The organism is Nonomuraea glycinis (assembly GCF_014646515.1).
In the GTDB taxonomy this organism is placed as follows: domain Bacteria; phylum Actinomycetota; class Actinomycetes; order Streptosporangiales; family Streptosporangiaceae; genus Nonomuraea; species Nonomuraea glycinis.
Map to the genome: position 1 here is coordinate 513,151 of NZ_BMNK01000002.1, position 25,782 is coordinate 538,932.

General features: G+C 69.8%; 26 protein-coding genes and 2 riboswitches. Of the genes, 19 read left to right on the forward strand and 7 right to left on the reverse strand.

The window, feature by feature from the left end; translation table 11 throughout:
* Window positions 1-63: 63 nt before the first annotated feature.
* The 10 genes from IEY87_RS07685 to IEY87_RS07730 all read left to right on the forward strand — a co-directional run bounded on the left by IEY87_RS07685 (window position 64) and on the right by IEY87_RS07730 (window position 8,447).
* Window positions 64-1,140, forward strand: a complete 1,077-nt coding sequence (locus IEY87_RS07685) for an Rv3626c family coenzyme F420 biosynthesis-associated protein (RefSeq protein ID WP_189137774.1) — start codon at window positions 64-66, stop codon at window positions 1,138-1,140.
* Between the two features lie 129 nt (window positions 1,141-1,269).
* The gene (gene tilS, locus IEY87_RS07690; protein ID WP_189137775.1) at window positions 1,270-2,271 is read left to right on the forward strand and encodes a tRNA lysidine(34) synthetase TilS; all 1,002 of its coding nucleotides are present in this window, start codon (window positions 1,270-1,272) and stop codon (window positions 2,269-2,271) included.
* An 11-nt stretch (window positions 2,272-2,282) separates the two neighbouring features.
* Window positions 2,283-2,834 (forward strand): hypoxanthine phosphoribosyltransferase, encoded by a 552-nt coding sequence (hpt, locus tag IEY87_RS07695; protein ID WP_189137776.1) that lies wholly within the window; start codon window positions 2,283-2,285, stop codon window positions 2,832-2,834.
* Window positions 2,835-3,072: 238 nt separating this feature from the next.
* On the forward strand, window positions 3,073-5,067 hold the full coding sequence (gene ftsH / locus IEY87_RS07700; protein ID WP_189137777.1) for an ATP-dependent zinc metalloprotease FtsH: 1,995 nt from the start codon (window positions 3,073-3,075) through the stop codon (window positions 5,065-5,067).
* Window positions 5,064-5,642: a GTP cyclohydrolase I FolE gene (gene folE, locus IEY87_RS07705; RefSeq protein ID WP_189137778.1), complete on the forward strand. Its 579-nt coding sequence runs from the start codon at window positions 5,064-5,066 to the stop codon at window positions 5,640-5,642. Before ftsH ends, folE begins: the two co-directional genes overlap by 4 nt.
* Window positions 5,643-5,845: 203 nt before the next feature.
* On the forward strand, window positions 5,846-6,697 hold the full coding sequence (folP, locus tag IEY87_RS07710) for a dihydropteroate synthase (RefSeq protein ID WP_225277103.1): 852 nt from the start codon (window positions 5,846-5,848) through the stop codon (window positions 6,695-6,697).
* Window positions 6,694-7,140 (forward strand): nuclear transport factor 2 family protein, encoded by a 447-nt coding sequence (locus tag IEY87_RS07715; RefSeq protein WP_189137779.1) that lies wholly within the window; start codon window positions 6,694-6,696, stop codon window positions 7,138-7,140. Before folP ends, IEY87_RS07715 begins: the two co-directional genes overlap by 4 nt.
* Window positions 7,079-7,495, forward strand: a complete 417-nt coding sequence (gene folB, locus IEY87_RS07720) for a dihydroneopterin aldolase (RefSeq protein ID WP_229699306.1) — start codon at window positions 7,079-7,081, stop codon at window positions 7,493-7,495. The genes IEY87_RS07715 and folB overlap by 62 nt, the downstream gene beginning before the upstream one ends.
* On the forward strand, window positions 7,492-7,995 hold the full coding sequence (gene folK, locus IEY87_RS07725) for a 2-amino-4-hydroxy-6-hydroxymethyldihydropteridine diphosphokinase (RefSeq protein WP_189137781.1): 504 nt from the start codon (window positions 7,492-7,494) through the stop codon (window positions 7,993-7,995). Before folB ends, folK begins: the two co-directional genes overlap by 4 nt.
* A complete protein-coding gene (locus IEY87_RS07730) occupies window positions 7,992-8,447 on the forward strand; it encodes a DUF3180 domain-containing protein (protein ID WP_189137782.1) in 456 nt (151 codons plus the stop codon). The genes folK and IEY87_RS07730 overlap by 4 nt, the downstream gene beginning before the upstream one ends.
* On the opposite strand, the gene IEY87_RS07735 is transcribed toward IEY87_RS07730, so the two are convergent.
* Genes IEY87_RS07735 through IEY87_RS07750 form a run of 4 tightly spaced genes read right to left on the reverse strand, consistent with a single transcriptional unit; the run spans window position 8,432 to window position 11,213 of the window.
* On the reverse strand, window positions 8,432-8,749 hold the full coding sequence (locus IEY87_RS07735; RefSeq protein ID WP_189137783.1) for a type II toxin-antitoxin system PemK/MazF family toxin: 318 nt from the start codon (window positions 8,747-8,749) through the stop codon (window positions 8,432-8,434). The genes IEY87_RS07730 and IEY87_RS07735 overlap by 16 nt on opposite strands.
* Window positions 8,746-8,943 (reverse strand): hypothetical protein, encoded by a 198-nt coding sequence (locus IEY87_RS07740; protein ID WP_225277101.1) that lies wholly within the window; start codon window positions 8,941-8,943, stop codon window positions 8,746-8,748. Before IEY87_RS07740 ends, IEY87_RS07735 begins: the two co-directional genes overlap by 4 nt.
* A gap of 21 nt (window positions 8,944-8,964) precedes the next feature.
* Window positions 8,965-10,071, reverse strand: a complete 1,107-nt coding sequence (locus IEY87_RS07745) for an acyltransferase family protein (protein ID WP_189137784.1) — start codon at window positions 10,069-10,071, stop codon at window positions 8,965-8,967.
* Window positions 10,068-11,213, reverse strand: a complete 1,146-nt coding sequence (locus IEY87_RS07750; protein ID WP_189137785.1) for an NADH-quinone oxidoreductase subunit D — start codon at window positions 11,211-11,213, stop codon at window positions 10,068-10,070. Before IEY87_RS07750 ends, IEY87_RS07745 begins: the two co-directional genes overlap by 4 nt.
* Before the next feature lie 123 nt (window positions 11,214-11,336).
* On the opposite strand from IEY87_RS07750, the gene IEY87_RS45560 reads away from it, so the two are divergent.
* Window positions 11,337-12,131 carry a DoxX family protein gene (locus IEY87_RS45560; RefSeq protein ID WP_225277100.1) on the forward strand — a complete coding sequence of 265 codons (795 nt, stop codon included), beginning with the start codon at window positions 11,337-11,339 and terminating at the stop codon, window positions 12,129-12,131.
* Window positions 12,132-12,204: 73 nt separating this feature from the next.
* Here the strand turns inward: IEY87_RS45560 and IEY87_RS07760 are convergent, their stop codons facing one another.
* Window positions 12,205-13,506, reverse strand: coding sequence for an aminotransferase class V-fold PLP-dependent enzyme (locus IEY87_RS07760; protein WP_372462245.1), 1,302 nt, complete (start codon window positions 13,504-13,506; stop codon window positions 12,205-12,207).
* 40 nt (window positions 13,507-13,546) lie between these two features.
* A riboswitch (SAM riboswitch) is annotated at window positions 13,547-13,662 on the reverse strand.
* A gap of 58 nt (window positions 13,663-13,720) precedes the next feature.
* Between IEY87_RS07760 and IEY87_RS07765 the strand changes: the two genes are divergently transcribed.
* Window positions 13,721-14,911: a cytochrome P450 gene (locus IEY87_RS07765; protein WP_189137786.1), complete on the forward strand. Its 1,191-nt coding sequence runs from the start codon at window positions 13,721-13,723 to the stop codon at window positions 14,909-14,911.
* Between the two features lie 100 nt (window positions 14,912-15,011).
* Here the strand turns inward: IEY87_RS07765 and IEY87_RS07770 are convergent, their stop codons facing one another.
* Entirely contained in the window at window positions 15,012-15,974 is a 963-nt protein-coding gene (locus IEY87_RS07770; RefSeq protein ID WP_189137787.1) for an SAM-dependent methyltransferase, read from the reverse strand.
* A gap of 454 nt (window positions 15,975-16,428) precedes the next feature.
* Here IEY87_RS07770 and IEY87_RS07775 point away from each other — a divergent pair, with 454 nt between their 5' ends.
* The 6 genes from IEY87_RS07775 to IEY87_RS07800 all read left to right on the forward strand — a co-directional run bounded on the left by IEY87_RS07775 (window position 16,429) and on the right by IEY87_RS07800 (window position 23,744).
* Window positions 16,429-17,319, forward strand: a complete 891-nt coding sequence (locus IEY87_RS07775) for a Rossmann-like and DUF2520 domain-containing protein (protein ID WP_189137788.1) — start codon at window positions 16,429-16,431, stop codon at window positions 17,317-17,319.
* 60 nt (window positions 17,320-17,379) lie between these two features.
* The gene (gene panC / locus IEY87_RS07780; RefSeq protein ID WP_189137789.1) at window positions 17,380-18,210 is read left to right on the forward strand and encodes a pantoate--beta-alanine ligase; all 831 of its coding nucleotides are present in this window, start codon (window positions 17,380-17,382) and stop codon (window positions 18,208-18,210) included.
* Window positions 18,211-18,328: 118 nt separating this feature from the next.
* Window positions 18,329-20,854, forward strand: coding sequence for an L-aspartate oxidase (locus IEY87_RS07785; protein ID WP_189137790.1), 2,526 nt, complete (start codon window positions 18,329-18,331; stop codon window positions 20,852-20,854).
* 3 nt (window positions 20,855-20,857) lie between these two features.
* Window positions 20,858-21,640 carry a type III pantothenate kinase gene (locus IEY87_RS07790; RefSeq protein WP_189137791.1) on the forward strand — a complete coding sequence of 261 codons (783 nt, stop codon included), beginning with the start codon at window positions 20,858-20,860 and terminating at the stop codon, window positions 21,638-21,640.
* A 125-nt stretch (window positions 21,641-21,765) separates the two neighbouring features.
* Window positions 21,766-23,247, forward strand: coding sequence for a bifunctional lysylphosphatidylglycerol synthetase/lysine--tRNA ligase LysX (gene lysX / locus IEY87_RS07795; protein ID WP_189137792.1), 1,482 nt, complete (start codon window positions 21,766-21,768; stop codon window positions 23,245-23,247).
* Window positions 23,248-23,537: 290 nt separating this feature from the next.
* On the forward strand, window positions 23,538-23,744 hold the full coding sequence (locus IEY87_RS07800; protein ID WP_372462248.1) for a LuxR C-terminal-related transcriptional regulator: 207 nt from the start codon (window positions 23,538-23,540) through the stop codon (window positions 23,742-23,744).
* On the opposite strand, the gene IEY87_RS07805 is transcribed toward IEY87_RS07800, so the two are convergent.
* Window positions 23,741-24,742, reverse strand: a complete 1,002-nt coding sequence (locus IEY87_RS07805; RefSeq protein ID WP_225277099.1) for a C40 family peptidase — start codon at window positions 24,740-24,742, stop codon at window positions 23,741-23,743. The genes IEY87_RS07800 and IEY87_RS07805 overlap by 4 nt on opposite strands.
* A 6-nt stretch (window positions 24,743-24,748) precedes the next feature.
* Window positions 24,749-24,900: riboswitch (cyclic di-AMP (ydaO/yuaA leader) on the reverse strand.
* 274 nt (window positions 24,901-25,174) lie between these two features.
* Here IEY87_RS07805 and IEY87_RS07810 point away from each other — a divergent pair.
* Window positions 25,175-25,744, forward strand: a complete 570-nt coding sequence (locus IEY87_RS07810; RefSeq protein ID WP_189137795.1) for an amino-acid N-acetyltransferase — start codon at window positions 25,175-25,177, stop codon at window positions 25,742-25,744.
* Window positions 25,745-25,782: the final 38 nt, after the last annotated feature.

Here is a 25,782-nt window from a genome sequence, read left to right on the forward strand (position 1 = left end):
GCTTGGCCTCCGCACACCGGCGCCCTTTCGCGGGCTGAGCGACGAGCACGTACGGTGGACGGTATGCAGGTGATCGACTGGGATCTGGCCGTCACGACCGGCACGCGCCTTGTGCGCCCCGGTCCTCAAGTGAGTCGCGAGGAGGCCAGGCAGGCCGTCGCCGAGCTCCGCACGCTGTCGCGCGAGGCCGAAGGGCATGTGCGCGAATTCACCAGAATTCACACCGAGACCGCGCCACAGGTGGCGACCATCGTCGACCGGCCCGGCTGGATCAAGGCCAACGTCGAAGGCTTCCGGGTCGTGCTGGAGCCGCTCACCCAGCGGGTGAGCAGCTCCGCCAACCCGCCGCCGGCCATCGTCAGCGCCGTCGGCTCCCGGATCACCGGCGTCGAGGTGGGCGCGGTGCTGGCCTTCCTCGCCACCCGGGTGCTCGGCCAGTACGAGCTGTTCCTGCCGCCGGACCCGACGGGTCGCGAACCGGCCGGCCGGCTCACGCTCGTCGCGCCCAACATCGTCAACGCCGAGCGTGAGCTCAACGTCAACCCGCACGACTTCCGCCTGTGGGTCTGCCTGCACGAGGAGACGCACCGGGTGCAGTTCACCGGCGTCTCGTGGCTGCGCGAGTACGTCCGCTCGCAGATGACCGAGTTCCTGCTGGCCTCCGACCTGGACCTGCCGACCCTGGTGGACCGCCTGCGCGGTGCCGCCGACACGGTGGCCGACGTGGTCAGGGGCGGCGAGGGCAACCTCATCGACGTCATCCAGTCGCCGCACCAGAAGGAGATTTTGGACCGCCTGACGGCCGTCATGACGCTCGTGGAGGGCCACGGCGACTTCGTGATGGACGCGGTCGGCCCGTCCGTGGTCCCGTCGGTGGCGCAGATCCGGGCCAAGTTCGCCCAGCGCCGCGAGGGCGGCTCCAAGCTCGACCGCACCATCCGCCGCCTGCTGGGCATCGACCTCAAGATGAAGCAGTACGCCGAGGGTGCGGCCTTCGTCCGCAAGGTCGTGGGCCAGGCGGGCATGGACGGCTTCAACCGCGTCTGGACCTCTCCTAACACCCTGCCCACCCCCGCCGAGATCTCGGACCCGGACGCCTGGGTCCGCCGCGTCATCGGCACCCCCGCCCTCCCCAACTGACCCACGGGCCGGCCTCCCCTCCTTGACCGCAGGGAGGGGAGAGATCTGCTTCCGGGTCCCCGGGCCGGAACCGATCCCCGACCTCCGGGGGGAGGGGATTCGTCCTTCCCGGGTGCCGGGCCGGGGAGAATGGCGGGTGTGGGACCACATCCGGCCGTGGCCGACGTCCGCAGGGCGGTGCGCGAGGCCCTCGCGGACATCGGCGAGGGCCGGTTGGTGCTCGCCGCCTGCAGCGGCGGGGCCGACTCGCTCGCCCTGGCCGCCGCGCTCGGGTTCGTCGCCCCCCGCAGAGGGCTGCGGGCCGGGCTGCTCAGCGTGGATCACGGGCTGCAGCCGGGCTCGGCCGCGCGCGCAACCGAGGTCGCCGCGCTCGCGCCGGCGCTCGGGCTGGGGTTCGGCGAGGTGCTCACCGTCACCGTCGGTACGGCCGGCGGCCCGGAAGCCGCGGCCCGGGACGCCAGATATCAGGCGCTGGCCGCGGCGGCCGACAGGCTGGGCGCCGACGCGGTCCTGCTCGGTCACACGCGCGACGACCAGGCCGAGACCGTGCTGCTGGGGCTGGCCAGAGGCAGCGGCCTGAGATCCCTGTCGGGGATGGCCCCGGCCGCCGGCCGCTACCGAAGGCCGCTCCTGGACCTGCCCAGGAACGTCACGGTCGCCGCCTGCCGGGCGCTGGAGCTCGCCTTCTGGGACGACCCGCACAACGCCGACCCCCGCTACACCCGTGTCCGCGTGCGCTCCCGGGTGCTGCCCGTGCTGGAGCAGGAGCTCGGGCCAGGGGTTGCCGAGGCGCTCGCCAGGACCTCGAAGCTCGCCAGGGACGACGCCGACGCACTCGACGAGTGGGCCGGAACGGTCTTCCGCGATTGCGCTCTAAGCGATACCGGGGGGCAGGTGACGCTGGCCGTACAGGGGCTGGAGAGGGCTCCGGGGGCGGTGCGGCGGCGGGTGCTGCGGCGGGCGGCGATCGCGGCGGGCGCGCCGTCCGGCGCGCTGTCAGCGGCGCACGTGCTGGCCGTGGAGCGCCTGATCACCCACTGGCACGGGCAGAAGGCCCTGGACCTACCCGGTGGTCTGGCGGCCGTGCGGCGGTATGGCACTCTGATACTCGCCATCAGTCCCATCGCGTAAGGAACCAACAGGTGGACTCTGCCGACATGGGCAACGACCTCGAGAAAGTCCTCATCCCCGAGGACGAGCTCCAGGCCCGGATCAAAGAGCTGGCAGGCCGGATCGACGAGGACTACAACGGCAAGGAGCTCCTGCTCGTAGGCGTGCTCAAGGGTGCCGTCATGGTGATGGCCGACCTGGCCAGGGCCCTGCACGTGCCGGTGCAGATGGACTGGATGGCGGTGTCGTCCTACGGCGCGGGCACCAAGTCGTCCGGCGTCGTGCGGGTGCTGAAGGACCTGGACACCGACATCCTGGACCGGCACGTCCTGATCGTCGAGGACGTCATCGACTCCGGGCTGACCCTGCACTGGCTGCTGGAGAACCTCAAGTCGCGCAACCCGGCCTCCCTGGAGATCTGCGCGGCGCTGCGCAAGCCCGACGCCATCAAGGTGCCGATGGAGGTCAAGTACGTCGGTTTCGACATCCCCAACGAGTTCGTGATCGGCTACGGGCTCGACTATGCCGAGCGTTACCGGAACCTTCCGTTCATCGGGACCCTCGCGCCACACGTTTACAGATAGAGATCTTCGCGGCGCGGGGAACACCGCACACCTTGACGTACGTTGGTAGGGCAAGGCCGGTGTAGCGGGCGGTGTCTCCGCGCGCTTCCCCGGTGTACCTTCTGACTCCGGGAGGGTGACCCAGTGTCCCCTTCGGGTAGTCATGAAGTCGCGGCGTCGGATGCCGCGGCCCCGGGGACCACCCGGGGTTCCAGGCCATGGTCAGGAAGGGACGGGCCCGCAAGGGGTTCCGCATCGGATGGATCTCAAGCGATTTACACGTGGGCCACTGCTGTGGATCCTGGGCATCGTCGTGCTGCTCCTGCTCGTCACCCAGCTCTGGAGCGGCGGCGGCAACTTCAAGCAGGCCGACACGTCAACGGTGCTTCAGCAGATCCGCACCGGAAACGTCAGCAATGCCAAGATCATCGACAAAGAGCAGCGCATCGAGGCGACGCTGCACAAGCCGATCACGATCGGCGGGAGCGACACCCCGACCAAGACGATCCAGTCTGACTGGGTCACCGGCTACGGCAGCAAGCTGACCGACGAGCTGCAGGCGCAGGTCGACGCCAAGAAGACCGACAGTTTCGCCACCGACGTGCCCCAGGAGAGCTTCCTGGTCAGCCTGCTGGTGAGCTTCCTCCCCATCGTCATCATCGTGCTGATCTTCCTGTTCATCATGAACCAGATGCAGGGTGGCGGCTCGCGGGTCATGCAGTTCGGCAAGTCCAAGGCCAAGCTGATCAGCAAGGACACCCCGAAGACCACCTTCTCCGACGTCGCGGGCGCGGACGAGGCCATCGAGGAGCTCCAGGAGATCAAGGAGTTCCTCCAGGCCCCGGCCAAGTTCCAGGCGATCGGCGCGAAGATCCCCAAGGGCGTGCTGCTCTACGGCCCGCCCGGCACCGGCAAGACCCTGCTGGCCCGCGCGGTCGCGGGCGAGGCCGGGGTGCCGTTCTACTCGATCTCCGGCTCGGACTTCGTCGAGATGTTCGTCGGCGTCGGCGCCTCCCGGGTGCGCGACCTGTTCGAGCAGGCGAAGGCCAACGCGCCGGCGATCATCTTCATCGACGAGATCGACGCCGTCGGCCGCCACCGCGGCGCCGGCCTGGGCGGCGGTCACGACGAGCGCGAGCAGACCCTCAACCAGCTGCTCGTCGAGATGGACGGCTTCGACGTCAAGGGCGGCGTGATCCTCATCGCCGCCACCAACCGGCCCGACATCCTGGACCCGGCGCTGCTGCGTCCCGGCCGGTTCGACCGGCAGGTCACCGTCGACCGTCCCGACCTTGAGGGCCGTAAGGGCATCCTCAAGGTGCACGGTCGCGGCAAGCCGTTCGCGCCGGACGTCGACCTCGACGTCATCGCCCGCCGGACCCCCGGGTTCACGGGCGCCGACCTGGCCAACGTGATCAACGAGGCGGCGCTGCTCACCGCGCGCGCCGACCAGAAGCTGATCACGATGGAGCTGCTCGAGGAGTCGATCGACCGTGTCATGGCAGGGCCCGAGCGCAAGACGCGGGTCATGTCGGACAAGGAGAAGAAGATGATCGCCTATCACGAAGGCGGTCACGCACTGGTGGCGCACGCGCTGCCCAATTCCGACCCGGTGCACAAGATCACGATCCTGTCCCGCGGCCGCGCCCTCGGTTACACGATGACGCTGCCGATGGAGGACAAGTTCCTGGCCACCAGGTCGGAGATGATGGACCAGCTCGCGATGCTGCTCGGCGGCCGCGCGGCGGAGGAGCTCGTCTTCCACGAGCCCACCACCGGCGCCTCCAACGACATCGAGAAGGCCACGGCCGTCGCCCGCCGCATGGTGACCGAGTACGGCATGAGCGAGCAGCTCGGCGCCCGTAAGTTCGGCACCGGCAACGCCGAGGTCTTCCTGGGCCGCGAGATGGGCCACGAGCGCGACTACTCCGAGAAGATCGCTTCCACGATCGACGAGGAGGTCCGCCGGATGATCGAGACGGCGCACGACCAGGCGTGGGACATCCTGGTCGAATACCGCGACGTGCTCGACAACCTCGTGCTCGAGCTCATGGAGAAGGAGACGCTCTCCCGCCAGCAGGTGGTCGACATCTTCGCCTCCGTGGTGGTCCGGGAGCACCGGCCGTCCTACGCGGGATACGGCAAGCGGCTCCCTTCTGACCGGCCGCCGATCCTGACCCCGAAGGAGCAGTCCGGCAACGGCTCGCTCACCACGGGTCACCAGGACGCGCTGCCCTCTGGAGACAGTGCGTGAAAGCGCACAACGTAGATTCGGGACGGATCGAGAAGGCCGTCCGCGAGATCCTCTACGCCATCGGCGAGGATCCCGACCGTGACGGCCTTCTCGAGACTCCTTCCCGGGTGGCTCGCGCTTACGCCGAGCAGTTCTCCGGCCTCGGCCTGATCCCCGAGGACGTGCTCACCAAGGTCTTCGACGTCGACCACGACGAGATGATCCTGGTGAAGGACATCGAGGTCTACTCGACCTGTGAGCATCACCTGGTGCCCTTCTACGGCGTCGCCCACGTCGGCTACATCCCCAACGAGCAGGGCCAGGTGACGGGGCTGTCCAAGCTGGCCCGCCTGGTCGACGTGTTCGCCCGGCGGCCCCAGGTCCAGGAGCGGATGACCTCGCAGATCGCCGACGGGATGATGCGGGTGCTGGAGCCGCGCGGCGTGATCGTGGTGATCGAGGCCGAGCACTTGTGCATGACCATGCGCGGTGTCCGCAAGCCGGGCGCCAAGACCGTCACTTCCGCGGTCCGTGGCGACTTCCGTACCAGTGACAAGACCCGCGCCGAGGCGATGGCGCTGATCCTGGGACGCTGACGGCTGGCCCCCCGCCGCCTCGGCCGGCCGAGGCGCAGACCGCTCTCCTGCCGGCTGTTCCGGGCCTCGCGGGCCCGGCCCGGCCGCGTCACGAGGGTGATCACGTACGTGATCCGGATGCGTCGCAAGCGCGCAGGGATCGTTATTTACAACTGGGGACCCGCGATATCACCGGGTATGGTCGAGCGCCTAGGCTTGGGCACATGACTAGGGTGCCGGGGCTGGGCGACGAGGACCGGTGCCTCGTCATGGGCGTGGTCAACGTGACGCCCGACTCGTTCTCCGACGGCGGTCTCTGGTTCGACGAGGAAGCGGCCATCCGGCACGGGTTCGGACTGATCGCCGAGGGAGCCGACATCGTCGATGTGGGCGGTGAGTCGACCAGGCCGGGAGCCGCCAGGGTGTCCCTGGAGGAGGAGCTCGCCCGGGTGGTGCCCGTGATCAGGGCGCTCAGCGCGGCGGGCGTGGCCGTCAGCGTCGACACGATGCGGGCCGAGGTGGCCCTGGCGTCGGTCGAGGCGGGGGCGAGGCTGGTCAATGACGTGAGCGGCGGGTTGGCCGACCCCGAGATGCCCCGCGTAGTGGCCGCCACCGGCGTGTCCTATGTGGTGATGCACTGGCGGGGCCACAGCGAGGACATGGAGCGCCGCGCCGTCTACCACGACGTGGTGACCGAGGTGCGCGAGGAGTTGGCCAAGCGGGTCGACCTCGTGCTGGCCGAGGGGGTCTCCGAGGAGCAGATCGTGCTCGACCCCGGGCTGGGCTTCGCCAAGAACGCCGCCCACAACTGGGCGCTGCTCGCCTCCCTCCCGCGCCTGGCCGAGCTGGGCTATCCGTTGCTCATCGGAGCTTCGCGCAAAAGATTTCTCGGACGGCTGCTCGCCGACGCCGAGGGCACGCCGCGCCCGTTCAGCCACAGTGACGACGCCACGCTGGCGGTGACCGCGCTGGCCGCCCGTGAGGGCGCCTGGTGTGTGCGGGTGCACCACGTAGGTCCCAATGCCGATGCCGTCCGCGTGGCCGCAGCATGGAAGAGAGCCGGAGCCAACACATGAGCGTCGACACTGCCGCGATCGAGACGGTCAACCAGGATTTCTACACCGCCATCGAGGACGCCGACCTCGACAAGATGACCGAGGTCTGGGCGGAGGACACCGCCGACGAGCAGGTGAGCTGCGTCCATCCGGGCTGGACCCTGCTGGCGGGCAGGTCGGAGGTGCTGCGGTCGTGGGCGCTGATCATGGCCAACACCACCTACATCCAGTTCGTGCTCACCGACGTCAGCACCACGGTGCTGGGCGACGTGGCCGTCCTGACCTGCGTCGAGAACATACTGACCGCGGGCGAGGAGGGTGAGTCCAGCTTCGCCGCAGGCAAGGTGGTGGCCAGCAACGTCTATGTCCGCACCGCGCAGGGCTGGCGGCTGTGGATGCACCATGGCTCGCCGGTGTTGCAGAGTGACGACGACGAGGAGGAGGAAGACGAGCTTGAGCGCTGACCGGATCGTGCTGAGGGGCCTGCGGGCCCGGGGGAGACACGGTGTGCTCGCCGCCGAGCGGGAGCTCGGCCAGGAGTTCATCGTCGACGCGACCTTGTTCCTCGACACCGGGCCCGCCGCCGCGGGCGACGACCTGACCAGGACCGTCGACTACGGCGAGCTCGCCCAGGCGCTGGTCAAGGTGGTGGAGGGTGAGCCGGTCGAGCTGATCGAGACGCTCGCGGAGCGCTTGGCCGAGGTCTGCCTGGGCAGTGAGATCGTCGAGTCGGTCGAGGTGAGCGTGCACAAGCCGGCCGCACCGATCCCGTTGCCGTTCGACGACGTGGTGGTGACCATCGAGCGGAGCCGTCCATGAAGGCAATCCTGTCCCTGGGAAGCAACCTGGGCCGACGTTTCGACACCCTGCAGGGCGCCATCGACACCTTGTTCGACGCGCCCGGGCTGGCCTTCGTCAGGGCTTCCCCCGTCTACGAGACCGACCCGGTCGGCGGTCCTGAGGAACAGCGGCCGTTCCTCAACGCTATCGTCGTCGCGGAGACCACGTTGCCGCCGCAGACGCTGCTGGAGCGGGCGCAGGGCGTCGAGAACGCCTTCGGGCGGGTCCGCGCCGAGCGCTGGGGGCCGCGCACGCTCGACATCGACCTGATCGTGGTGGGCGACACCGTCTGCGACGAGCCCGACCTGACGCTCCCGCACCCGCTGGCGCACGAGCGGGCGTTCGTGCTCGTGCCGTGGTTCGAGGTCGACCCCGAGGGCGAGGTGCCCGGCCGGGGCAGGATCGCGGAGTTGCTCGCGGGCCTGGACCCGCAGGGCGTCCGGCTACGGGCCGAGCTGAAACTGCAGGAGCCCGATTGAGGCCCACCCGCCCGGGTGTCCTCGCCGGCATCGTCGTCGTCGTCGCGCTGGCCGCCTGGCTGCTCGTCCGGTTGATCTACACCGACCTGGTGATCCTGCCGTGGACCGCGGTCCCCACCGTGCTGCTGCTGGCCATCGGCGAGGCCTACAGCGGCTGGATGATCAAGGCCAGGATCGACCGCAAGCCCGGCACCAAGCCGGTGGAGCCGCTGGCCGTGGCCCGGATGGCGGCCCTGGCCAAGGCCTCCGCCTACGGCGGTGCGATGTTCGCGGGCCTGTTCGCCGGCTTCGCCCTGCACACGCTGCACCTGTTCGCCAAGGAGACGCCGCGCGTGGAGTTCTTCATCGCGACCGGCTCGTTCCTGTCGTGCGTGGCGCTGATCGCCGCCGCCCTCTTCCTCGAGTACGCCTGCCGCATCCCCAAGGACTCCGAGGATCAGAGCCCCAAGTAGTGGCTCACCGCGTGCTGCACCTTGGCCATCTCGTCCCTGCCCAGGTAGTAGACGGGTTCCCCGTGGATGAAGGTGGTGTCGATGGTGCGGATCTGGTCGACCAGGAAACGTGTCGTCCTCCCGCCGAGTTCGATCTCAGGGCGAAAGGCCGCAGGTTGCGCCTGGGTGGATATGGGGATGATCGTGGCGACGCTCCATGGCATGGAGGTCGGGCTCAACACGAGCCCGAAGCGCTTGCCCCGCTGCTCGGAGCCGCGTTTCGCCTCGCCGAGGTCCACCCGGTACACAGCTCCGCGGATCACCAGGCATCCCCTTCCGCGGAGAGATCTTCATCTACCAGTCGCTCGGCATCGGCTCGGGCCTGCTTGAGCCATACCTCCCGTTCGAGCAACCGGAGTGCGCGTCTGATGACGTCACTGGTCCGCTCTCCCTCCCGCATGGCCGCCTTGATGATGCGCTCGTCTTCTGGCGTGGCACGAAAACCGATGTTCGCCATAATCCCAGGATTGACTCGCGTTCAACTTTTGTCCTGCAATTGTTCGGCGGGGGTGCGGCGGCGGCCGAAGAGGTAGATGACCGGGAGGGTGCAGATCAGGGGGCCGATGATGGCGATGGGGCGTTCCAGCCACCACCACAGGTCCGGCGGCACCTGGGGGGTCAGGGAGCCGAACAGCCACCAGGACAGGCCGATGGCGATGGCCATGCCGGTGGTGTGGAAGAGGAACAGCGGCAGGGCGAACCGGTTGATGACGTCGTTGACGCGGCTCCAGCCGGGCTTGACGAGCACCCGCTCCATCGACGGCCGCAGCACCTCGACCAGGCCGATCTGGAAGATGAGCAGGGCCACGATGACGAAGGTCGGCGGGGCCATGTTGGACCATTTGTCGCCCGGGACGCCCACCATGGAGCCGGGGTAGATGCCCGAGTAGACCAGGCCGACCAGCGCGAACAGGCCCGTCCACAGCACGCCCACGTCATAGCGCCTGGGCAGCGCGACCAACCGGTCGTAGAAGAACCCGGCCTGGTGCGCCAGCCCCCAGACGATGAGCATGTTGAGCCAGCCGATCCACTCCACGTCGTAACGGAAGCGGATCACGTCGACGACCAGGGCGGCTCCGCCGAGCCAGACGAGCGTCAGCACGTCGTACTCGCGGTGCAGGTAGAGCGCGACGGGCAGGAGCGCGATCAGCACGAGGTAGACGGCGAGGAACCAGAGCGGGCTGAGCACGAGCAGCACCACCCGCCCCATCCACTCCACGTCGAACGCCCAGGTGACGAGCGCGCCGATGGCGATCCACACGCCGGACAGGCCCAGCGCCGGGATGGCCAGCGCGCGGATGCGCCGCCAGACGAACGCGCCGATGCCGGTGCCGCGCCGCTTGGCGCGGTCCCAGGACAGCAGGTGTACGTGCCCGCCGACGTAGAAGAACAGCGGCAGCACCTGCAGCAGCCAGGTGAGGATCCATAAGCCCGAGGTGAAGCCCAGCGGGCTGGTCGGCTCGGGCACGCCGTCCTTCCACTGCAGGATGGTGAAGGCCCAGTGCCAGACGACGACCACGATGAGGCTGAGCGCGCGCAGCCAGTCGACGTACTTGTCGCGCTGGACGGTGGTGGGGGAGCTCACTTGTCGATGTCACCCACTACGAAGAACATCGAGCCGAGGATCGCCACCATGTCGGCCACCAGGTGTCCGGGCAGCATCTCGCGCAGCACCTGGATGTTGCTGTAGGAGGCCGAGCGGAGCTTCAGCCGCCAGGGGGTCTTGTCGCCCTTGGACACCAGGTAGTAGCCGTTGATGCCGAGAGGGTTCTCCGTCCAGGCGTAGGTGTGGCCTTCAGGCACCTTGAGCACCTTGGGCAGGCGCTGGTTGATGGGTCCGGGGGGCAGCGAGCGCAGCCGGTCCACGCAGGCGTCGGCCAGGTCGAGCGAGACCTTGAGCTGTTCGAGCAGCACCTCGAAGCGGGCGTGGCAGTCGCCGGCGCTCCGGGTGACGACCTTGACGGGCAGCTCGGGGTAGGCCAGGTAGGGATCGTCGCGCCGCAGGTCGAAGTCGACGCCGGAGGCGCGGGCGACGGGGCCGCTGACGCCGTACTGCATGATCTGCTCGTGGGAGAGCACGCCGACGCCTCTGGTGCGGGCGTTGAAGATCTCGTTGTTGAGGATGAGGTTCTCGATGTCGGGGACGCGGCGCCTGGTCTCGGCGGTGGCCTCGGCGACCCGGTCCAGCCAGCCGAGCGGCAGGTCCTCCTTGAGACCGCCGACTCTGTTGAACATGTAGTGCATGCGCCCGCCGGAGATCTCCTCCATCACCGCCTGGATGCGCTCGCGCTCGCTGAAGGCGTAGAAGACGGGGGTGATGGCGCCCAGCTCCAGGGGGTAGGAGCCGAGGAACATCAGGTGGTTGAGCACCCGGTTGAGCTCGGCCAGCAGGGTGCGCGCCCACACGGCCCGGACCGGGGGCTCCATGCCGAGCATGCGCTCGACGGCGATGACCACGCCCAGCTCGTTGGCGAAGGCCGACAGCCAGTCGTGCCGGTTGGCCAGGACCAGAATCTGCCGGTAGTCGCGGACCTCGAACAGTTTCTCCGCGCCCCGGTGCATATAGCCGATGATCGGCTCGGCGGTGGAGATGCGCTCACCGTCGAGGGTGAGGCGGAGCCGGAGCACGCCGTGCGTCGAGGGGTGCTGCGGGCCGATGTTGAGGATCATGTCCTCGGTGGCCAGCTCTTTCGCGCCCACTCCGATTCCCACTACGCGTTCCGTCATATAGGCAATGCTGCCACCGGGTGCGGTGGTGATCCAGCGCTGGGGCAGGTCAAGGAACGGTATGCGGGTGCATCCCCGAGCCGGACAGGGGGAGTAATACCGGAAACGGGGGGAGAAATCATCATGAAAAGGGCTGTGTACGATATCGCCGCCCTGATCGTCAGGGTGGTTGTCGGAGTGATCTTCGTTGCCCATGGATGGCAGAAGTGGCAGAGCGGTCTGGGCACCACCTCCGCGGGGTTCGCCCAGATGGGCGTGCCGCAGCCGCAGCTCGCCGCCGCGTTCAGCACGATCGGTGAGACCGTCGGCGGTGCGCTGCTGATCATCGGGCTGCTGGTGCGGCCCGCGGCGCTGGTGCTGCTGATCGGCATGGTCGGGGCGATCGTGTTCGGCCACTGGGGCAAGGGGATCTTCGTCCAGGAGGGCGGCTGGGAGCTGCCCGCCGCGCTGGGCTCGGTCGCGCTGCTGTTCCTGGCGCTGGGGGGCGGCAGGCTCGGCCTTGACGGGATCATCCACGGCAGCTATAGGAGACGCGCACGGCAGCGCGCCGCCGAGAAGGCCTCGGCCGGCCGGCCCGCGCCGGGCCACCGCGAGGACACCCTGCCGATCCACCGGGACGAGCAGCCCGGCTACCGGGAGGGTACCCAGCCCGGTTACCGGGAGGAGCCGCCCAACCCTGGTGGGTACGGAGACACCCGGTCCGGCTACCAGGAGGAACGACCGCAGTCCGGTCATCGGGAGGACACCCAGCCCGGTTACCGGGAGGACACGGGGCAGGGCCCTCAGGGCGAGACCCGGCACACCGTGCCCAGGCAGCCGTCCGGACACCGGTCCGACGCCCTGAGCCCGGAGGACATGCGGGATCTCGACGCGTTGATCGGTGACGAGCACCGCAGACCCAAGCCGCCCAACCGCTGACCCGTCAGCGGGCGGCAAGCTCCCGCAGGGCCTCTGACCCGTCAGTGGGCGGCAAGCTCCCGCTGTTGACCCGTCAGCGGGCGGCGAGCTCCCGCAGGGCCTCGATGAGACGGTCGACGTGCTCCTGGGTGGAGCCGATGCCGATCGAGGCTCGCACGGCCGAGGCGGTGTCGTCCTCGCAGCCGCCGTCGGCGGTGCCGAGCAGGTGCCGGACGAACGGGTGCGCGCAGAACTTGCCGTCCCGCACCCCGATCCCGTACTCACCGGACAGCAGCTCGGCGACCTCGCGGGCGGAGTGCCCGTCGACGGTGAAGGAGACGATGCCCACCCGCGGGTGGGCGGGTCCCCACAGGGACAGCTCCCGTACGCCCGCGATCGAGGCCAGGCCCGCGCGCAGCCGGGCGATCAGCCGCTCCTCCTCCTTGACCAGCGCCGTCCAGCCGGTGGCGGTGAGGGCGTCGCAGGCGGCGGCGAGCGCGATGGCGCCCAGCACGTTCGGGGTGCCGGCCTCGTGCCGGGGCTCGGGGTCCTCGTGCCAGTCCGTGCCCTCGTCCGCGTGCCCGACTGCGCGCACGGCGCCGCCGCCCTTGAGGTACGGCTCGCCGCCCGCCAGCCAGTCACGGCGGCCCAGCAGCACTCCGGCGCCGAAGGGGGCGTACAGCTTGTGCCCGGAGAAGGCCACGTAGTCCAGGTCGAGCGCGGTCAGGTTGATCGGCCGGTGCGGCACGAGCTGGGCGGCGTCGACCAGGATGCGGGCGCCGTGCCGGTGCGCGATGTGGGCCAGGGCCGCGATCGGCCACAGCTCGCCGGTGACGTTGGAGGCGGCGGTGACGACGAGCAGCTTGGGCCCGTCGATCCCGGCCAGCGCCTCGTCGGCCGCGCGCACCGCCTCGCCGGGGAAGGCCGGGGGAGCCAGCCGTACGGCCTGCTTCCAGGGCAGCAGCGAGGCGTGGTGCTCGGTGTCGAAGACGACCACGGTGGTGCCGTCGGGCAGGCAGCGGGCCAGCAGGTTGGTGGCGTCGGTGGTGTTGCGGGTGAAGATGACGGCGTCGTCGGGCCGGGCGCCGGCGAAGGCTCGTACGGTGTGGCGGGCCTGCTCGTAGCGGGCGGTGGTGAGCTGGGAGGCGTACCCCGCGCCGCGGTGCACGCTGGAGTAGGCCGGGAGCGCGGCGGCGACGGCCGCGCTGACCGGCTCCAGACAGGGGGCGCTGGCGGCGTAGTCGAGGTTGGCGTAGCCGACCAGCTTGCCGCCCTTGACGGGCACCTCAAGGTCGGCGCCGAGTACGGCGGGGATGGGCCGGCCCTGGGGGACGGGGGCGACGGCGACCTGGTCCTGCTGCTCGGGAACGCTGGTGAAGATCGTCAACGTGGACACGGCGAAACTCCTCGGGTCATCGGACCCCTGGAGACCACGGAGCCCGCGCTTGCCCGCCACACCTCGTGACGGACCAGGTCCTCACCCGGGGCACCCCGCCGCGGACGCGAGGGTTGCCGGCCAGCGAGCCGGGGCTTGACGCTGGCACTCATGACCTACGTCAGGCACTATAACCGACGCCTGCCCGTGGATAGCAACCATCTAAGATGCACTTGTGCGCTTTGATCCCTGGAATCCCGATTTCGTGGCCAACCCTTACGGGGTTTACGCCGAGCTGAGGCAGCAGGCTCCGGTCACCTTCTTCGAGCCGACGGGTCAGTGGCTGATCGCCCGCCACGCCGACGTGAACGCCCTGCTCAGGGACCGCCGCCTGGGCAGGTCCTACCTGCACGTGGCCACGCACGAGGAGTTCGGCAAGGAGGCGGAGCCGGAGTTCCAGGAGCCGTTCTGGCGGGTGGTCAGGGCGGGCATGCTCGACGTCGAGCCGCCGGTGCACACCCGGCTGCGTCGTCTGGTCTCCAGGGCGTTCACCCCGCGCATGGTGGAGTCGCTGCGCCCCCGCGTGCGCGCCATCGCGGGCGGCCTGGTGGACGCGTTCGTCGAGCAGGGCGGCGGCGACCTCATCGCCGAGGTGGCCGAGCCCCTCCCGGTGACGGTGATCGCGGAGATGCTCGGCATCCCCGACGCCGACCGCCCCCTGCTGCGCCCCTGGTCGGCCGACATCTGCGGGATGTACGAGCTCAACCCGGCCCCCGAGGCGCAGCACACGGCCGTCCGGGCGGCGTCGGAGTTCGCCGGCTACCTCAAGGAGCTGGCCCGTGAGCGCGCGGCCCGGCCCGGCGACGACCTGATCAGCGCGCTCGCCCAGATCGACGAGCTCACCCTGGACGAGCTGGTCGGCACCTGCGTGCTGCTGCTCAACGCGGGCCACGAGGCCACGGTGAACGTGACGGGCAACGGCTGGTGGTCCCTGTTCAGGAACCCGGCCGAGCTCGCCCGCCTGCGCGAGGATCGCGGGCTGCTGCCCTCGGCGATCGAGGAGCTGATGCGGTGGGACACGCCGCTGCAGATGTTCGAGCGCTGGGTGCTGGAGGACATCGAGGTCGGCGGGGTCGTCATCCCGCGTGGCGTGGAGGTCGCGCTGCTGTTCGGCTCGGCCAACCGGGACCAGGAGGTGTTCGTCGACCCGGACCGGCTCGACGTGGGCCGGGCGGACAATCCGCACATCTCTTTCGGCGCGGGCATCCACTTCTGCCTGGGGGCGCCGCTGGCCAGGATCGAGCTGATCGAGTCGTTCGGCGCGCTGATGGACCGGGCGCCGAAGCTGGAGCTCGTCCGGGAGCCGGTGTGGAAGCCCGGCTACGTGATCCGCGGCCTGGAGTCGCTCGACGTCAGGGTCGCCTGAGGGGACGCCAGGGCAGCCCGAGCCACCGGCCGGGCCGGGCCAGCGCCAGGGCAGCCTGAGTCACCGGCCCGCGCCGGGCCAGACGCCAGGGCAGCCTGAGTCACCGGCTCTGGCTGAGCCAGCCGAAGCCGCCCAAGCCTGACGAATCGATCAGCTCGGCCTCCTCCGAAGCCCGAGCGAGGGACCTGAGATAGCCGCGTGCGTCGACCCGGGCCAGGTCGAGCGGCGGGCGTGTGCCGGTGATCCCCAGAGCACGCAGCGCGACGCGCTGTGTGGACAACGTTGTGGATATCGCACCGGCCCGTCTGCCCGCCTCGGCGCACGCGTCGAGCGCCACGTGAGCGGTGATGTCGCAGGTCCCGTCGGGGATGGGCGACACCATCGCGCCGTCGCGGTATCCCGTGAGCGTGCCACGGGGCGGACGGTTATCCACAGGGTGTGCATAATCCACGGCTATCGCGCGACCTCGTTCGAGCCGTTCCAGAACCGTCGCCCAGGCCGCGTCGCGCGGCCATCCGATCTCGGCCCGCGCGCCGGTGCGCGACAGCGGCCACCACCGTTCGAGCCACTCCCGATCGGCCCCGGACGGCGGGTCGCCGAGCCGCTCGTCGCCGGTCTCGGTGTCGACCAGGACGAGCCTGGGCCCGTCGGGTGTCCGCTCGGCGACGTCCAGCGGGATGTTGTCCAGCCACTCGTTGGCGATGGCCAGGCCGTTGATCCCGGACGGGACGGTGGCGCGCCAGTCGATCTCCGGAGGCAGGCCCGCCGGCCGGGGTGACAGGTCGACGGCCGTGACCCGGAGCCGGCTGCGCAGCTCGGGATCGGCCGCGGCGAGCACCCGGCCGACGAGCGCGCCCTCCCCGGCGCCGATGTCGACCAGGTCGAGCTTTCCCGGCATGCCGAGCTCCGCGTCCACCTGTCCGAGCAGGGACAGCACGGCCTCGGCGAACACCGCCGAGGCGCTGACCGAGGTACGGAAGTGGCCTGAGGGCCGCTCTCGCAGGTAGAAGCCGCTCTCGCCGTAGAGCGCGCGGTCGATGGCGGCGCGCCAGGTGAGCCACATGTTAGAAATATCTCACGCTGCACAATGGGTTGGCTTGTGACTGCACAATGTGCAGATCTTGTTTTGGCGTTGACACGTCACGTCTGCGGCAACTCGGTCGCCGCCCTCGGCCAGGCCGTCGCCGGCTGCCGGGGTGGCGCGAGCGTCGGCTGACATGCGCAGAGCTCGGACCGGGCGGACCGGTCCGAGCTCGACGAGTGACCGCCGATCGGCGTTGGCGGTCGCTGGTGCCCCCCAAGAGGTTCCTGCACTGTGCGGGCGTCGGGTCCAAGGACTCGGCGCCCGCTGCGATGAACCCCTCTCCTCATCTCTCCCGACAGGGGGTACACGATTTGTATGCCCTTGTCCGATTTGTCGATAACGCGACATGCGGCAAAACCCCGGTCACCTGCGTGCCCCCGTTCGGCCGTTACGCTGGTCCGCAGCGCCATCGGGTCGACAGGGGTGAGACGGCATGGACGCAGGTGATCGCCCGGCACGGCTGACCGTCGGCGTGCTGGGAGCGGGCAAGGTGGGCTCCGCACTCGGTGCCGCGCTGGCGCAGGCGGGCCACCGGGTCGTGGCGGCGAGTGGAGTGTCCGACGCCTCCAGAAGGTGGCTGACCGACCGGCTGGGTCTCGAGCCCACCCGGCCGGACGAGGTCGTCAGCGCGGCGGAGCTGATTCTGCTCACCGTCCCCGACGACGCGCTGCCCGATCTCGTCGGCGGCCTGGCGGCGACGGGGGCCGCCCTGCAGGGCAAGCTGCTCGTGCACACCAGCGGCGCCTACGGGCTGTCCGTGCTGGAGCCGGCGGCCAAGGCGGGCGCGCTGCCGCTCGCGCTGCACCCGGTGATGACGTTCACCGGCCGGGACGACGACCTCAACCGGATCACCGGCTGCTCGTTCGGCGTCACCGCGCCCGAGCCGCTCCGCCCCATCGCCGAGGCACTGGTCATCGAGATGGGCGGCGAGCCCGTCTGGATCGCCGAGGCCGACCGCGCCCTCTATCACGCGGCCCTGGCCAGCGCGGCCAACCACATGGTCACGCTCATCGCCGAGTCCGGTGAGCTGCTGCGGCGCATCGGCGTCGAGCACCCCGGGCGGATGCTCGGCCCGCTGCTCGGCGCCGCCCTGGACAACGTGCTCAGGCTGGGCCTCGCGGGCCTGACCGGGCCGGTGGTGCGCGGCGACGCGGGCACCGTGCGCAAGCACGTCGACGCCCTGATCCTGAGCGCCCCCGAGGCGGCCGACGCCTATGTCGCGCTGGCCAGGCTCACCGCCGACCGCGCGCTGGCGGCCGGGCTGCTCAAACCGGAGGAGGCCGAGCGGCTGCTCGATGCCCTGGGTGGCAACATATGGACCTGACCACAGCCGGTCACGGCGTGGACCCGCCACCTCGCTGACCGCCGCTCTCGGAGGCCCCGGATGGACCTGATCGTCGCCAGGAACCGCACCGACCTGATCAAGGCTCGCGGAGCCGGGACCATCGCCCTGGTGCCCACCATGGGAGCCCTGCACGAGGGGCACCGCTCGCTCGTCCGGGCGGCCCGTACGCATGCCGATCAGGTCGTGGTCAGCATCTTCGTCAACCCCCTGCAGTTCGGGCCGAACGAGGATCTCTCCCGCTATCCCCGTACGTTCGACGCCGACCTTGAGGTGTGTCAGGAGGAGGGCGCCGCGGTGGTGTTCGCCCCCGCCGTGGAGGACATGTATCCTCCGGGCCGCCAGGTGAGCGTCCGCGCCGGCGAGATGGGCCGGATCGTCGAGGGCGCCTCCAGGCCGGGCCACTTCGACGGGATGCTCACGGTCGTGCTCAAGCTGTTCAATCTGGTACGGCCGGACGTCGCGGTGTTCGGCCAGAAGGACGCCCAGCAGCTCGCGATGATCAGGCGCATGGTCGCCGACCTGGACGTGCCCGTCGAGATCGTGGGTGCGCCCACCGTTCGCGAGCCGGACGGTCTGGCGCTGTCGAGCCGCAACCGCTACCTGTCCGCCGAGGATCGCCAGGTCGCGCTGGCGTTGTCCCGCGCCCTGCGGGCCGGTGCGGCCGAGCGGGCGCCGGCGCGGATCCGTGCCGCCGCGCGAGAGGTGCTCGACGCGGCCACGCCCGAGCTGGAGCTCGACTATCTGGCGCTGGTGGACCCGGCCACGTTCGGCGACGTGCCCGAGTCCTACACGGGTGAGGCGGTGCTCGCCGTCGCCGCCCGCATCGGCGCCACCCGGCTCATCGACAACATGGTCATCACTCTGGGCTGATCCGGGAGGCGCTCCGGGTGTGGAGCGGCTGAGCTCAACATCCGGAGGTGCCCCGGGTGCGGAGCAGCTGAGCTCACGCGTTATCGTCAGTGTGACGAAATCGCCTCAAGGAGGTCCCATGAGTGCACCGGCGATCCCTCTGCGGCTGGTGGCGCCCGATCCCGGCTGGACCGTCGAGGCCGACCTGGTCGTGGTGGGCTCGGGCATCGCCGGGCTGACCGTCGCGCTGCACTACGCCGAGCTGGTCCCGCGGGCCAGGGTGCTGGTCGTCACCAAGGACGTGCTCGCCGCCGGGTCCACCCGGTGGGCGCAGGGCGGCATCGCGGCCGTCCTCGATCCGGCCGACACCCCCGACGAGCACCTCAACGACACGCTGCTGGCCGGCGTGGGCCTGTGCGACACGCGAGCGGTGCGAACGCTGGTCACCGAGGGGCCGGGCGCGCTGCGGCGGCTGATGGACCGGGGCGCGGACTTCGACCGCACGCCGGACGGGCACCTCCAGCTCACCAGGGAAGGCGGCCACCGGCGGCATCGGATCGTGCACGCCGGAGGCGACGCCACGGGCGCCGAGGTGCAGCGGGCGCTGATCGAGGCGGTCCGCGCCGGCGGGATCGAGGTGATCGAGCACGCGCTGGTGCTCGACCTGCTCAAGGACGCACGTGGCCGGACGGCCGGCGTGACGCTGCACGTCATGGGCGAGGGCGCGCGTGACGGCGTGGGCGCCGTACGCGCACCGGCCGTCGTGCTGGCCACCGGCGGCATGGGCCAGGTCTACTCCTCCACGACCAACCCGCTCGTCTCCACCGGCGACGGCGTGGCGCTCGCGCTGCGGGCCGGGGCCGTGGTGCGGGATCTGGAGTTCGTCCAGTTCCACCCCACCGTGCTCTGGCTCGGCAAGGGGGCGACCGGCCAGCAGCCGCTGATCTCGGAGGCGGTCAGGGGCGAGGGCGCCTTCCTCGTCGACCAGGACGGCGACCGGTTCATGACCGGCGTGCACGAACTGGCGGACCTGGCGCCCAGGGACGTGGTGGCCAAGGCGATCACGCGGACGATGCGCGCGAACGGCGGCGACCACGTCCTGCTCGACGGTCGTCACTTCGGCGAGGAGAAGTGGCGGACCAGGTTCCCCACGATCTACGCCGTCTGCCGTGAGCATGGCATCGACCCGGTGACCCAGCCGATCCCGGTGGCGCCGGCGGCCCACTACGCCAGCGGCGGAGTCCGTACGGACCTGCGGGGTCGTACCTCCATCGACGGGCTGTACGCGTGCGGCGAGGTCGCCTGCACGGGGGTGCACGGGGCGAATCGGCTGGCGTCCAACTCCCTGCTCGAAGGGCTGGTCTTCGCCGAGCGGATCGCCGACGACATCCACCACCTGAGTAGCGCGCCCGGCGAGCCGGTGCCGGCTCAGGCGCCGACGGGGCTGGTGGACCCGCGGGTGCGGGGGCGGATCCAGTCCCACATGAGCACCGGGGCGGGCGTGCTGCGCAGTCACGCCTCGCTCGCGGCCACGGCCCAGGCGCTGCGCGACGCCCGCTGGACGCCCGTTCAGGTGGCCGCGCGCACCGAGTCGTGGGAGGCGACGAACCTGCTCACCGTCGCCACCGTGCTCACCGGCGCGGCGGCGGCCAGGCAGGAGACCCGTGGCTCGCACTGGCGCGAGGACTTCCCCGACCGCGACGACGACGAATGGCAGGGCCACCTGGACGTGACCCTGACCGAGGAGGGCCTGCAAATGACCTACACGCCGCACGGTGACGCGATGCCGAACCGCCTGGCTCAGGAGCTCACCGCCGCCGGGCTGGACCCGGCCGACGTCGACGCGGTGATCGACCGGGCGCTGGCGGAGGACCTTCAGGAGGCCGGTGACGTCACGAGCCTGGCGACGATCCCGGCCCAGCAGCAATCGGCAGGGGACGTGGTGGCCCGTGCCGACGGGGTGGTGGCCGGTCTGGCGGTCGCGGAGGCGGTGTTCGTACGGCTGGGCGCCACCCGTACCGAACGCAGGGTTAAGGACGGCGAGCGGGTGCGCGGGGGAGAGGTGCTGATGACCGTCGAGGGGCCCGCCAGGGCCCTGCTGACCGCGGAGCGCACCGCACTGAACCTGATCACCCACCTGTCCGGCATCGCCACGCTGACCGGCCGGTGGGTGGCGGCGATCAGCGGCACGGCGGCGCGGGTGCGGGACAGCCGCAAGACGCTGCCGGGGCTGCGGGCCCTGGAGAAGTACGCGGTGCGCTGCGGCGGTGGCGTCAACCACCGCATGTCGCTGTCGGACGCGGCCCTCATCAAGGACAACCACGTGGTGGCCGCCGGGGGCGTCGCCGAGGCGTTCCGCGCGGTGCGCGAGCGCTACCCGGACCTGCCGATCGAGGTGGAGGTGGACAGCGTCGACCAGTTGGAGGCGGTGCTCGCGGAGGGGGCCGAGCTCGTCCTGCTGGACAACTTCACGGTGGAAGAGACAGCACATGCCGTGCAAATCGCGAAAAATAGTACGAAAAGCGCGGTTGCTCTTGAAGCCAGCGGGGGATTGACCTTGGAATTGGCACGTGATGTGGCTGAGACTGGCGTTGACTACCTGGCGGTCGGAGCGCTCACCCATTCGGCGCCGGCCCTTGACGTCGCACTGGATCTACGGGGGTAATCGATGCTGCTCACGATCGACGTCGGCAACACGCACACGGTGCTCGGTCTTTTCGACGGCGAGGACGTCATCGAGCACTGGCGGCTGGCCACCGACGCCCGCCGCACCGCCGACGAGATCGCGGTCGTCCTCCAGGGGCTGCTCGGCCAGTCGCCGCTGCTCAAGGGGGCCGACGTGGGCGGCATCGCCATCTGCTCCACCGTGCCCAGCGTGCTCAACGAGATGCGCGAGATGTGCCGCCGCTACTACGGCGACGTCACGGCGGTGATCGTCGAGCCCGGTGTGCGCACCGGTGTGCCCGTACGGATGGACAATCCCAAAGAGGTGGGCAGCGACCGCATCGTGAACGCGCTGGCCGCCATCGACCAGTACGGCGGCCCGTGCATCATCGTCGACTTCGGCACCGCCACCTCCTTCGACGCGGTGTCCGCCAAGGGGGAGTACGTCGGGGCGGTCACCGCCCCCGGCATCGAGATCTCCGTCGACGCCCTGGCCGCGGCCGGTGCGCAACTGCACAAGGTGGAGCTGATCAGGCCGCGCTCGGTGATCGCCAAGAACACCGTCGAAGCGCTTCAGGCGGGCATCATCTACGGCTTCGCCGGTCAGGTGGACGGCATCGTCGAGCGGATGGCCGCCGAGCTGGCCGAGGACCCCGAGGAAGTGACGGTGGTGGCCACCGGCGGGCACGCGGCGCTGGTGGTGGGCGAGTCCCGCTGCATCGACGTGCACGAGCCGTGGCTGACCCTGATCGGCCTGCGGCTGGTCTACGCCCGCAATACCGCTTAGCCGAGCGGCCCCCTGCTCGGGAAGGGGACCGCTCGTGCGTCCTTGGTAACCGGGAGCGCTTGCGGCGCCCCTGCAGGGGACCGACGACGGCTTGCAGGTGGCCGTATCCCCTACCCTTTGGTGGTGTGAGCGAAGAACTTCCTGAGCAGATGCGCATCCGGAGGGAGAAGCTCGACCGCCTTCGCAGTCAGGGCGTCGACCCCTATCCGGTCAACTTTCCTCGTACGGCCACCAATGCCGAGGTGAGGGAGAAATACCAGAGCCTTGAGCCCGACGCCGCGACCGGCGACCGGGTCGGGGTCGCGGGACGCGTCATGCTCAACCGGGTGGGCGGCAAGCTCTGCTTCGCCACGCTTCGCGACGGCAGCGGCGACCTGCAGGTCATGATCTCGCTCGACAAGGTCGGCGAGGAGTCCCTGGCGGCCTGGAAGCACGACGTCGACCTGGGCGACCACGTGGGCGTCGAGGGTGAGGTCATCACCTCCCGCCGCGGCGAGCTGTCCATCCTGGCCGACAGCTGGCAGATCACCGCCAAGTGCCTGCGCCCGCTGCCGGAGAAGCACGTCGGCCTCACCGACCCCGAGGCCCGGGTGCGCCAGCGTTACGTCGACCTCATCGTCAACGACGAGGCCCGCGAGATGGCCCGGATCCGCAGCGCCACCGTGCGCGCGGTGCGCGACTTCTGGCACGAGGAGGGCTACCTCGAGGTCGAGACGCCGATGCTGCAGCCCATCCACGGGGGCGCCGCGGCCCGGCCCTTCAAGACCCACATCAACGCCTACGACATGGAGCTCTACCTCCGCATCGCCATCGAGCTCTACCTCAAGCGGCTGGTCGTGGGCGGCATCGAGAAGGTCTTCGAGATCAACCGCAACTTCCGCAACGAAGGCGCGGACTCCACGCACAACCCCGAGTTCACCATGATCGAGGCTTACGGCACCTACCTCGACTACAACGACATGGCGGACCTGACCCAGCGCATGTACCAAAAGGCCGTGGTCGCCGCGCTGGGCACCTCCGTGGTGGTGCACGACGGCGTCGAGGTCGATCTGGGCATCCCCGAGTGGCCCAGGATCAAGCTGTACGACGCGGTGTCGGAGGCGGTGGGCGAGGAGCTCAGCACCGAGACCCCGCTGGAGCGGGTCCGCGCGCTCGCCGACAAGCACGACGTCCACTGGGACGCCAAGTGGGGGCAGGGCAAGCTGGTCCAGAAGCTGTTCGAGGAGCTCGTGGAGCACACCCTGATCCAGCCGACGTTCGTCATGGACTACCCGCTGGAGACCTCCCCGCTGACCCGCCAGCACCGGGACGACCCGCTGCTGACGGAGAAGTGGGACCTGATCGGGTTCGGCACCGAGCTGGGCACCGCCTACTCCGAGCTCATCGACCCGATCGAGCAGCGCCGCCGCCTGGTGGAGCAGTCCCTGCTGGCGGCGGGCGGCGACCCGGAGGCCATGCAGCTCGACGAGGACTTCCTGCAGGCCCTCGAATACGCGATGCCGCCGACGGGTGGCATGGGCGCCGGCATCGACCGCATGGTCATGGCCTTCACCGGCCGTAACATCCGCGAGACGATCCTGTTCCCGCTGGTGAGGCCGACCGGCTGAGCGAGTGGCTCCGCCGTCCCAGGTGCGGGTGGCTTCGCCGCCCGGGTGCCGCCCAGGTGCCGTCCGAGGGCGGTGCGCGGGACGGCGGAGCGTCACCACGATGGTCATTGCGCCCGGATATTTGCCGATATATGCGAGTAGTTCACCTACGGCGGGGTGCGCCAAGTGAGGCCGATCTCGTGCTTGACGACCTTTCCCGCATGCGTTTACCGTCTGGCGGGACGAGCAGCGTCACTCGGATCAACGACGTCTCCGAGTCGTGCTGTTGGGAGGGAGGGCTCCCGTTGAATGTGCTCACTGAAGGCGTTGAGCTGAGCCATGCCGATCTCGCATTGCTGGCCGAGCTCGCGAAGGGGGTAACGGTGGATCGGGTGGGACGGCGCTTGGACATCAGCGGGCGGACGGTGCGCCGAAGACTGCGCGGGATCTGTGATCGCATCGGCGTGGCCACCGCGATCGAGGCGGTGGCCTGGGCGGCACGCCGTCAGCTGATCTAGTCGGCGATGCGGACGGCGCCGGCGTAGGGGCGCCTGGCGATGGACGCGATGCGCACGACGTCACCCGTCTGCGGCGCGTGCACCATCATGCCGCCGCCCAGATAGATGCCGACGTGGTGCAGGTCGTTGTAGAAGAAGACCAGGTCGCCGGCGCGCAGCTCCTCCTTCGGGATGTGCCTGCCCGCCGTCCACTGGTCGCCGGTGTAGTGCGGCAGCGAGATCCCCACGCGCTGATAGGCCGCCATCACCAGGCCTGAGCAGTCATAGCCACGTGGGCCTTCGGCGCCCCAGATGTAGGGCTTGAGCTGCTGGGTGAGCGCCCACTGGGCGGCCTGCGCGGCCTTGCCGGAGCCGGGGATGGGCAGGCTCACGCGGGTCGCGGCGGTGCCCGGCCGGCCGGCCTCGCCGAGCGCGCGCTTGAAGAGGTTGCTCTCCACCTTGGCGACGAGCTTCACGATCTTGTCCCGTTTGGTGCCGAGATCTTGGACGATCCCCGTCACCTCGTCGATGCGCGCCTTGGCGCCCGCCCTGGCCCGCTCGGCCGCCTTCATGGCCTTGGTGAGCTGGAGCACCTCCGCACCCTGCTGCTGCTGGAGCGCGTAGGTGGTGGCGGCCCTGGTGAGATAGTTCTCGGGGTCCTGCGAGCCGGCGAAGTTCAGGGCGTTGCCGAGCCCGCCGGTCATGTACTCGTTCTGCGCGAGCATCATCGCCTTGGAGCGCTTGGTCCGCAGCACGGACTCACTGGCCGCCAGCGTCCTCTTGGCACTCTGTACGGACTTCTGGGCCGCCTTGAGCTTCTCGCGCTGCCCGTTGTAGTTCTCGGTCAGCGTCTCGATCTCGACGTGCATCTCCTCGACCTGCTTGGAGAGCTCCTTGAGCGAGGGCTTGGGGTCGGCGGAGGCGGAACCGAGTGGGCCGGCCATGAGCAGCGCGGCGGCCGTCACGCCCGCGATGCTGAACCTGAGGACCCCTCTTGCCTTGGTCCCGCTGCGCTTCACCGACCGAGCTCCTTCCATCGACGCCTACCGGGTTAGCTGACGGGTTCGGGCCGGAAGCAGCCCTACCGAGCCAAAAGCTCGGATTCACCCCTGGTGGTGCCGTGCGGCACCCCTGGTGGTTCCCCGGCTCCCCTGCGGGGATTGGGCGCGTCCCGTACGAGAATCGCGGGGGACATCGTCGCTGGACACTAATGCACTCCAGGTTCCTGCTCAACCGGAACTGCAGAGTCTGTAGAGGTTTCACAACCGAAGGGTCACAAGGTGATCTCGTGACACCCCGTACAGAAAGGGATTTATGTCCTCTTTGCCCTATGTTAGGTCTGTAGGAACCGCGCAAACGTAAGCGTGCTCGCGCGAACACAAGAGGTAACAGGCTGGGGCAGAGGTGAGAGTTAGGGCTGAGCCGTAATGACATCTGTACGCTGGACGTCCATGGAGCAGGTCGCCGAACTCACCGTCCGAGAGACAGAGGTCGTCGTCCGGCGTGCCAGAACCCCGGACGTCCGGACCATCAAACTCCTGGTCGACACCTACGCCGGCGCCGGACACCGGCTGCTGGAGAAGGCGACCGTCACCCTGTACGAAGACGTGCAGGAGTTCTGGGTCGCCGAGCTCGCCGGGGAAGTCGTCGGGTGCGGGGCCCTGCACGTGCTCTGGGAGGACCTGGCGGAGATCCGCACGGTCGCCGTCCACCCGGAAACCCGGGGTCTGGGCATCGGCCACCGGATCGTCTCGGCCCTCCTCGACACCGCCAGAGAGCTGGAGCTGCAGCGCGTCTTCTGCCTGACCTTCGAGGTCGATTTCTTCGCCCGGCACGGGTTCCGCACCATCCAGGGCACCCCGGTCTCACCTGAGGTCTATGCCGAGTTGCTGGCCTCCTACGACGAGGGTGTGGCCGAGTTCCTGGACCTGGAGCACGTCAAGCCGAACACCCTGGGCAACACGCGTATGCTGCTCCACCTGGCGGCGGGTGACGAGGTCCTTGACCAACGGGAAAGGTGATTGTTGATACCTATGTCGATACCTTGGGCCAGGACAGG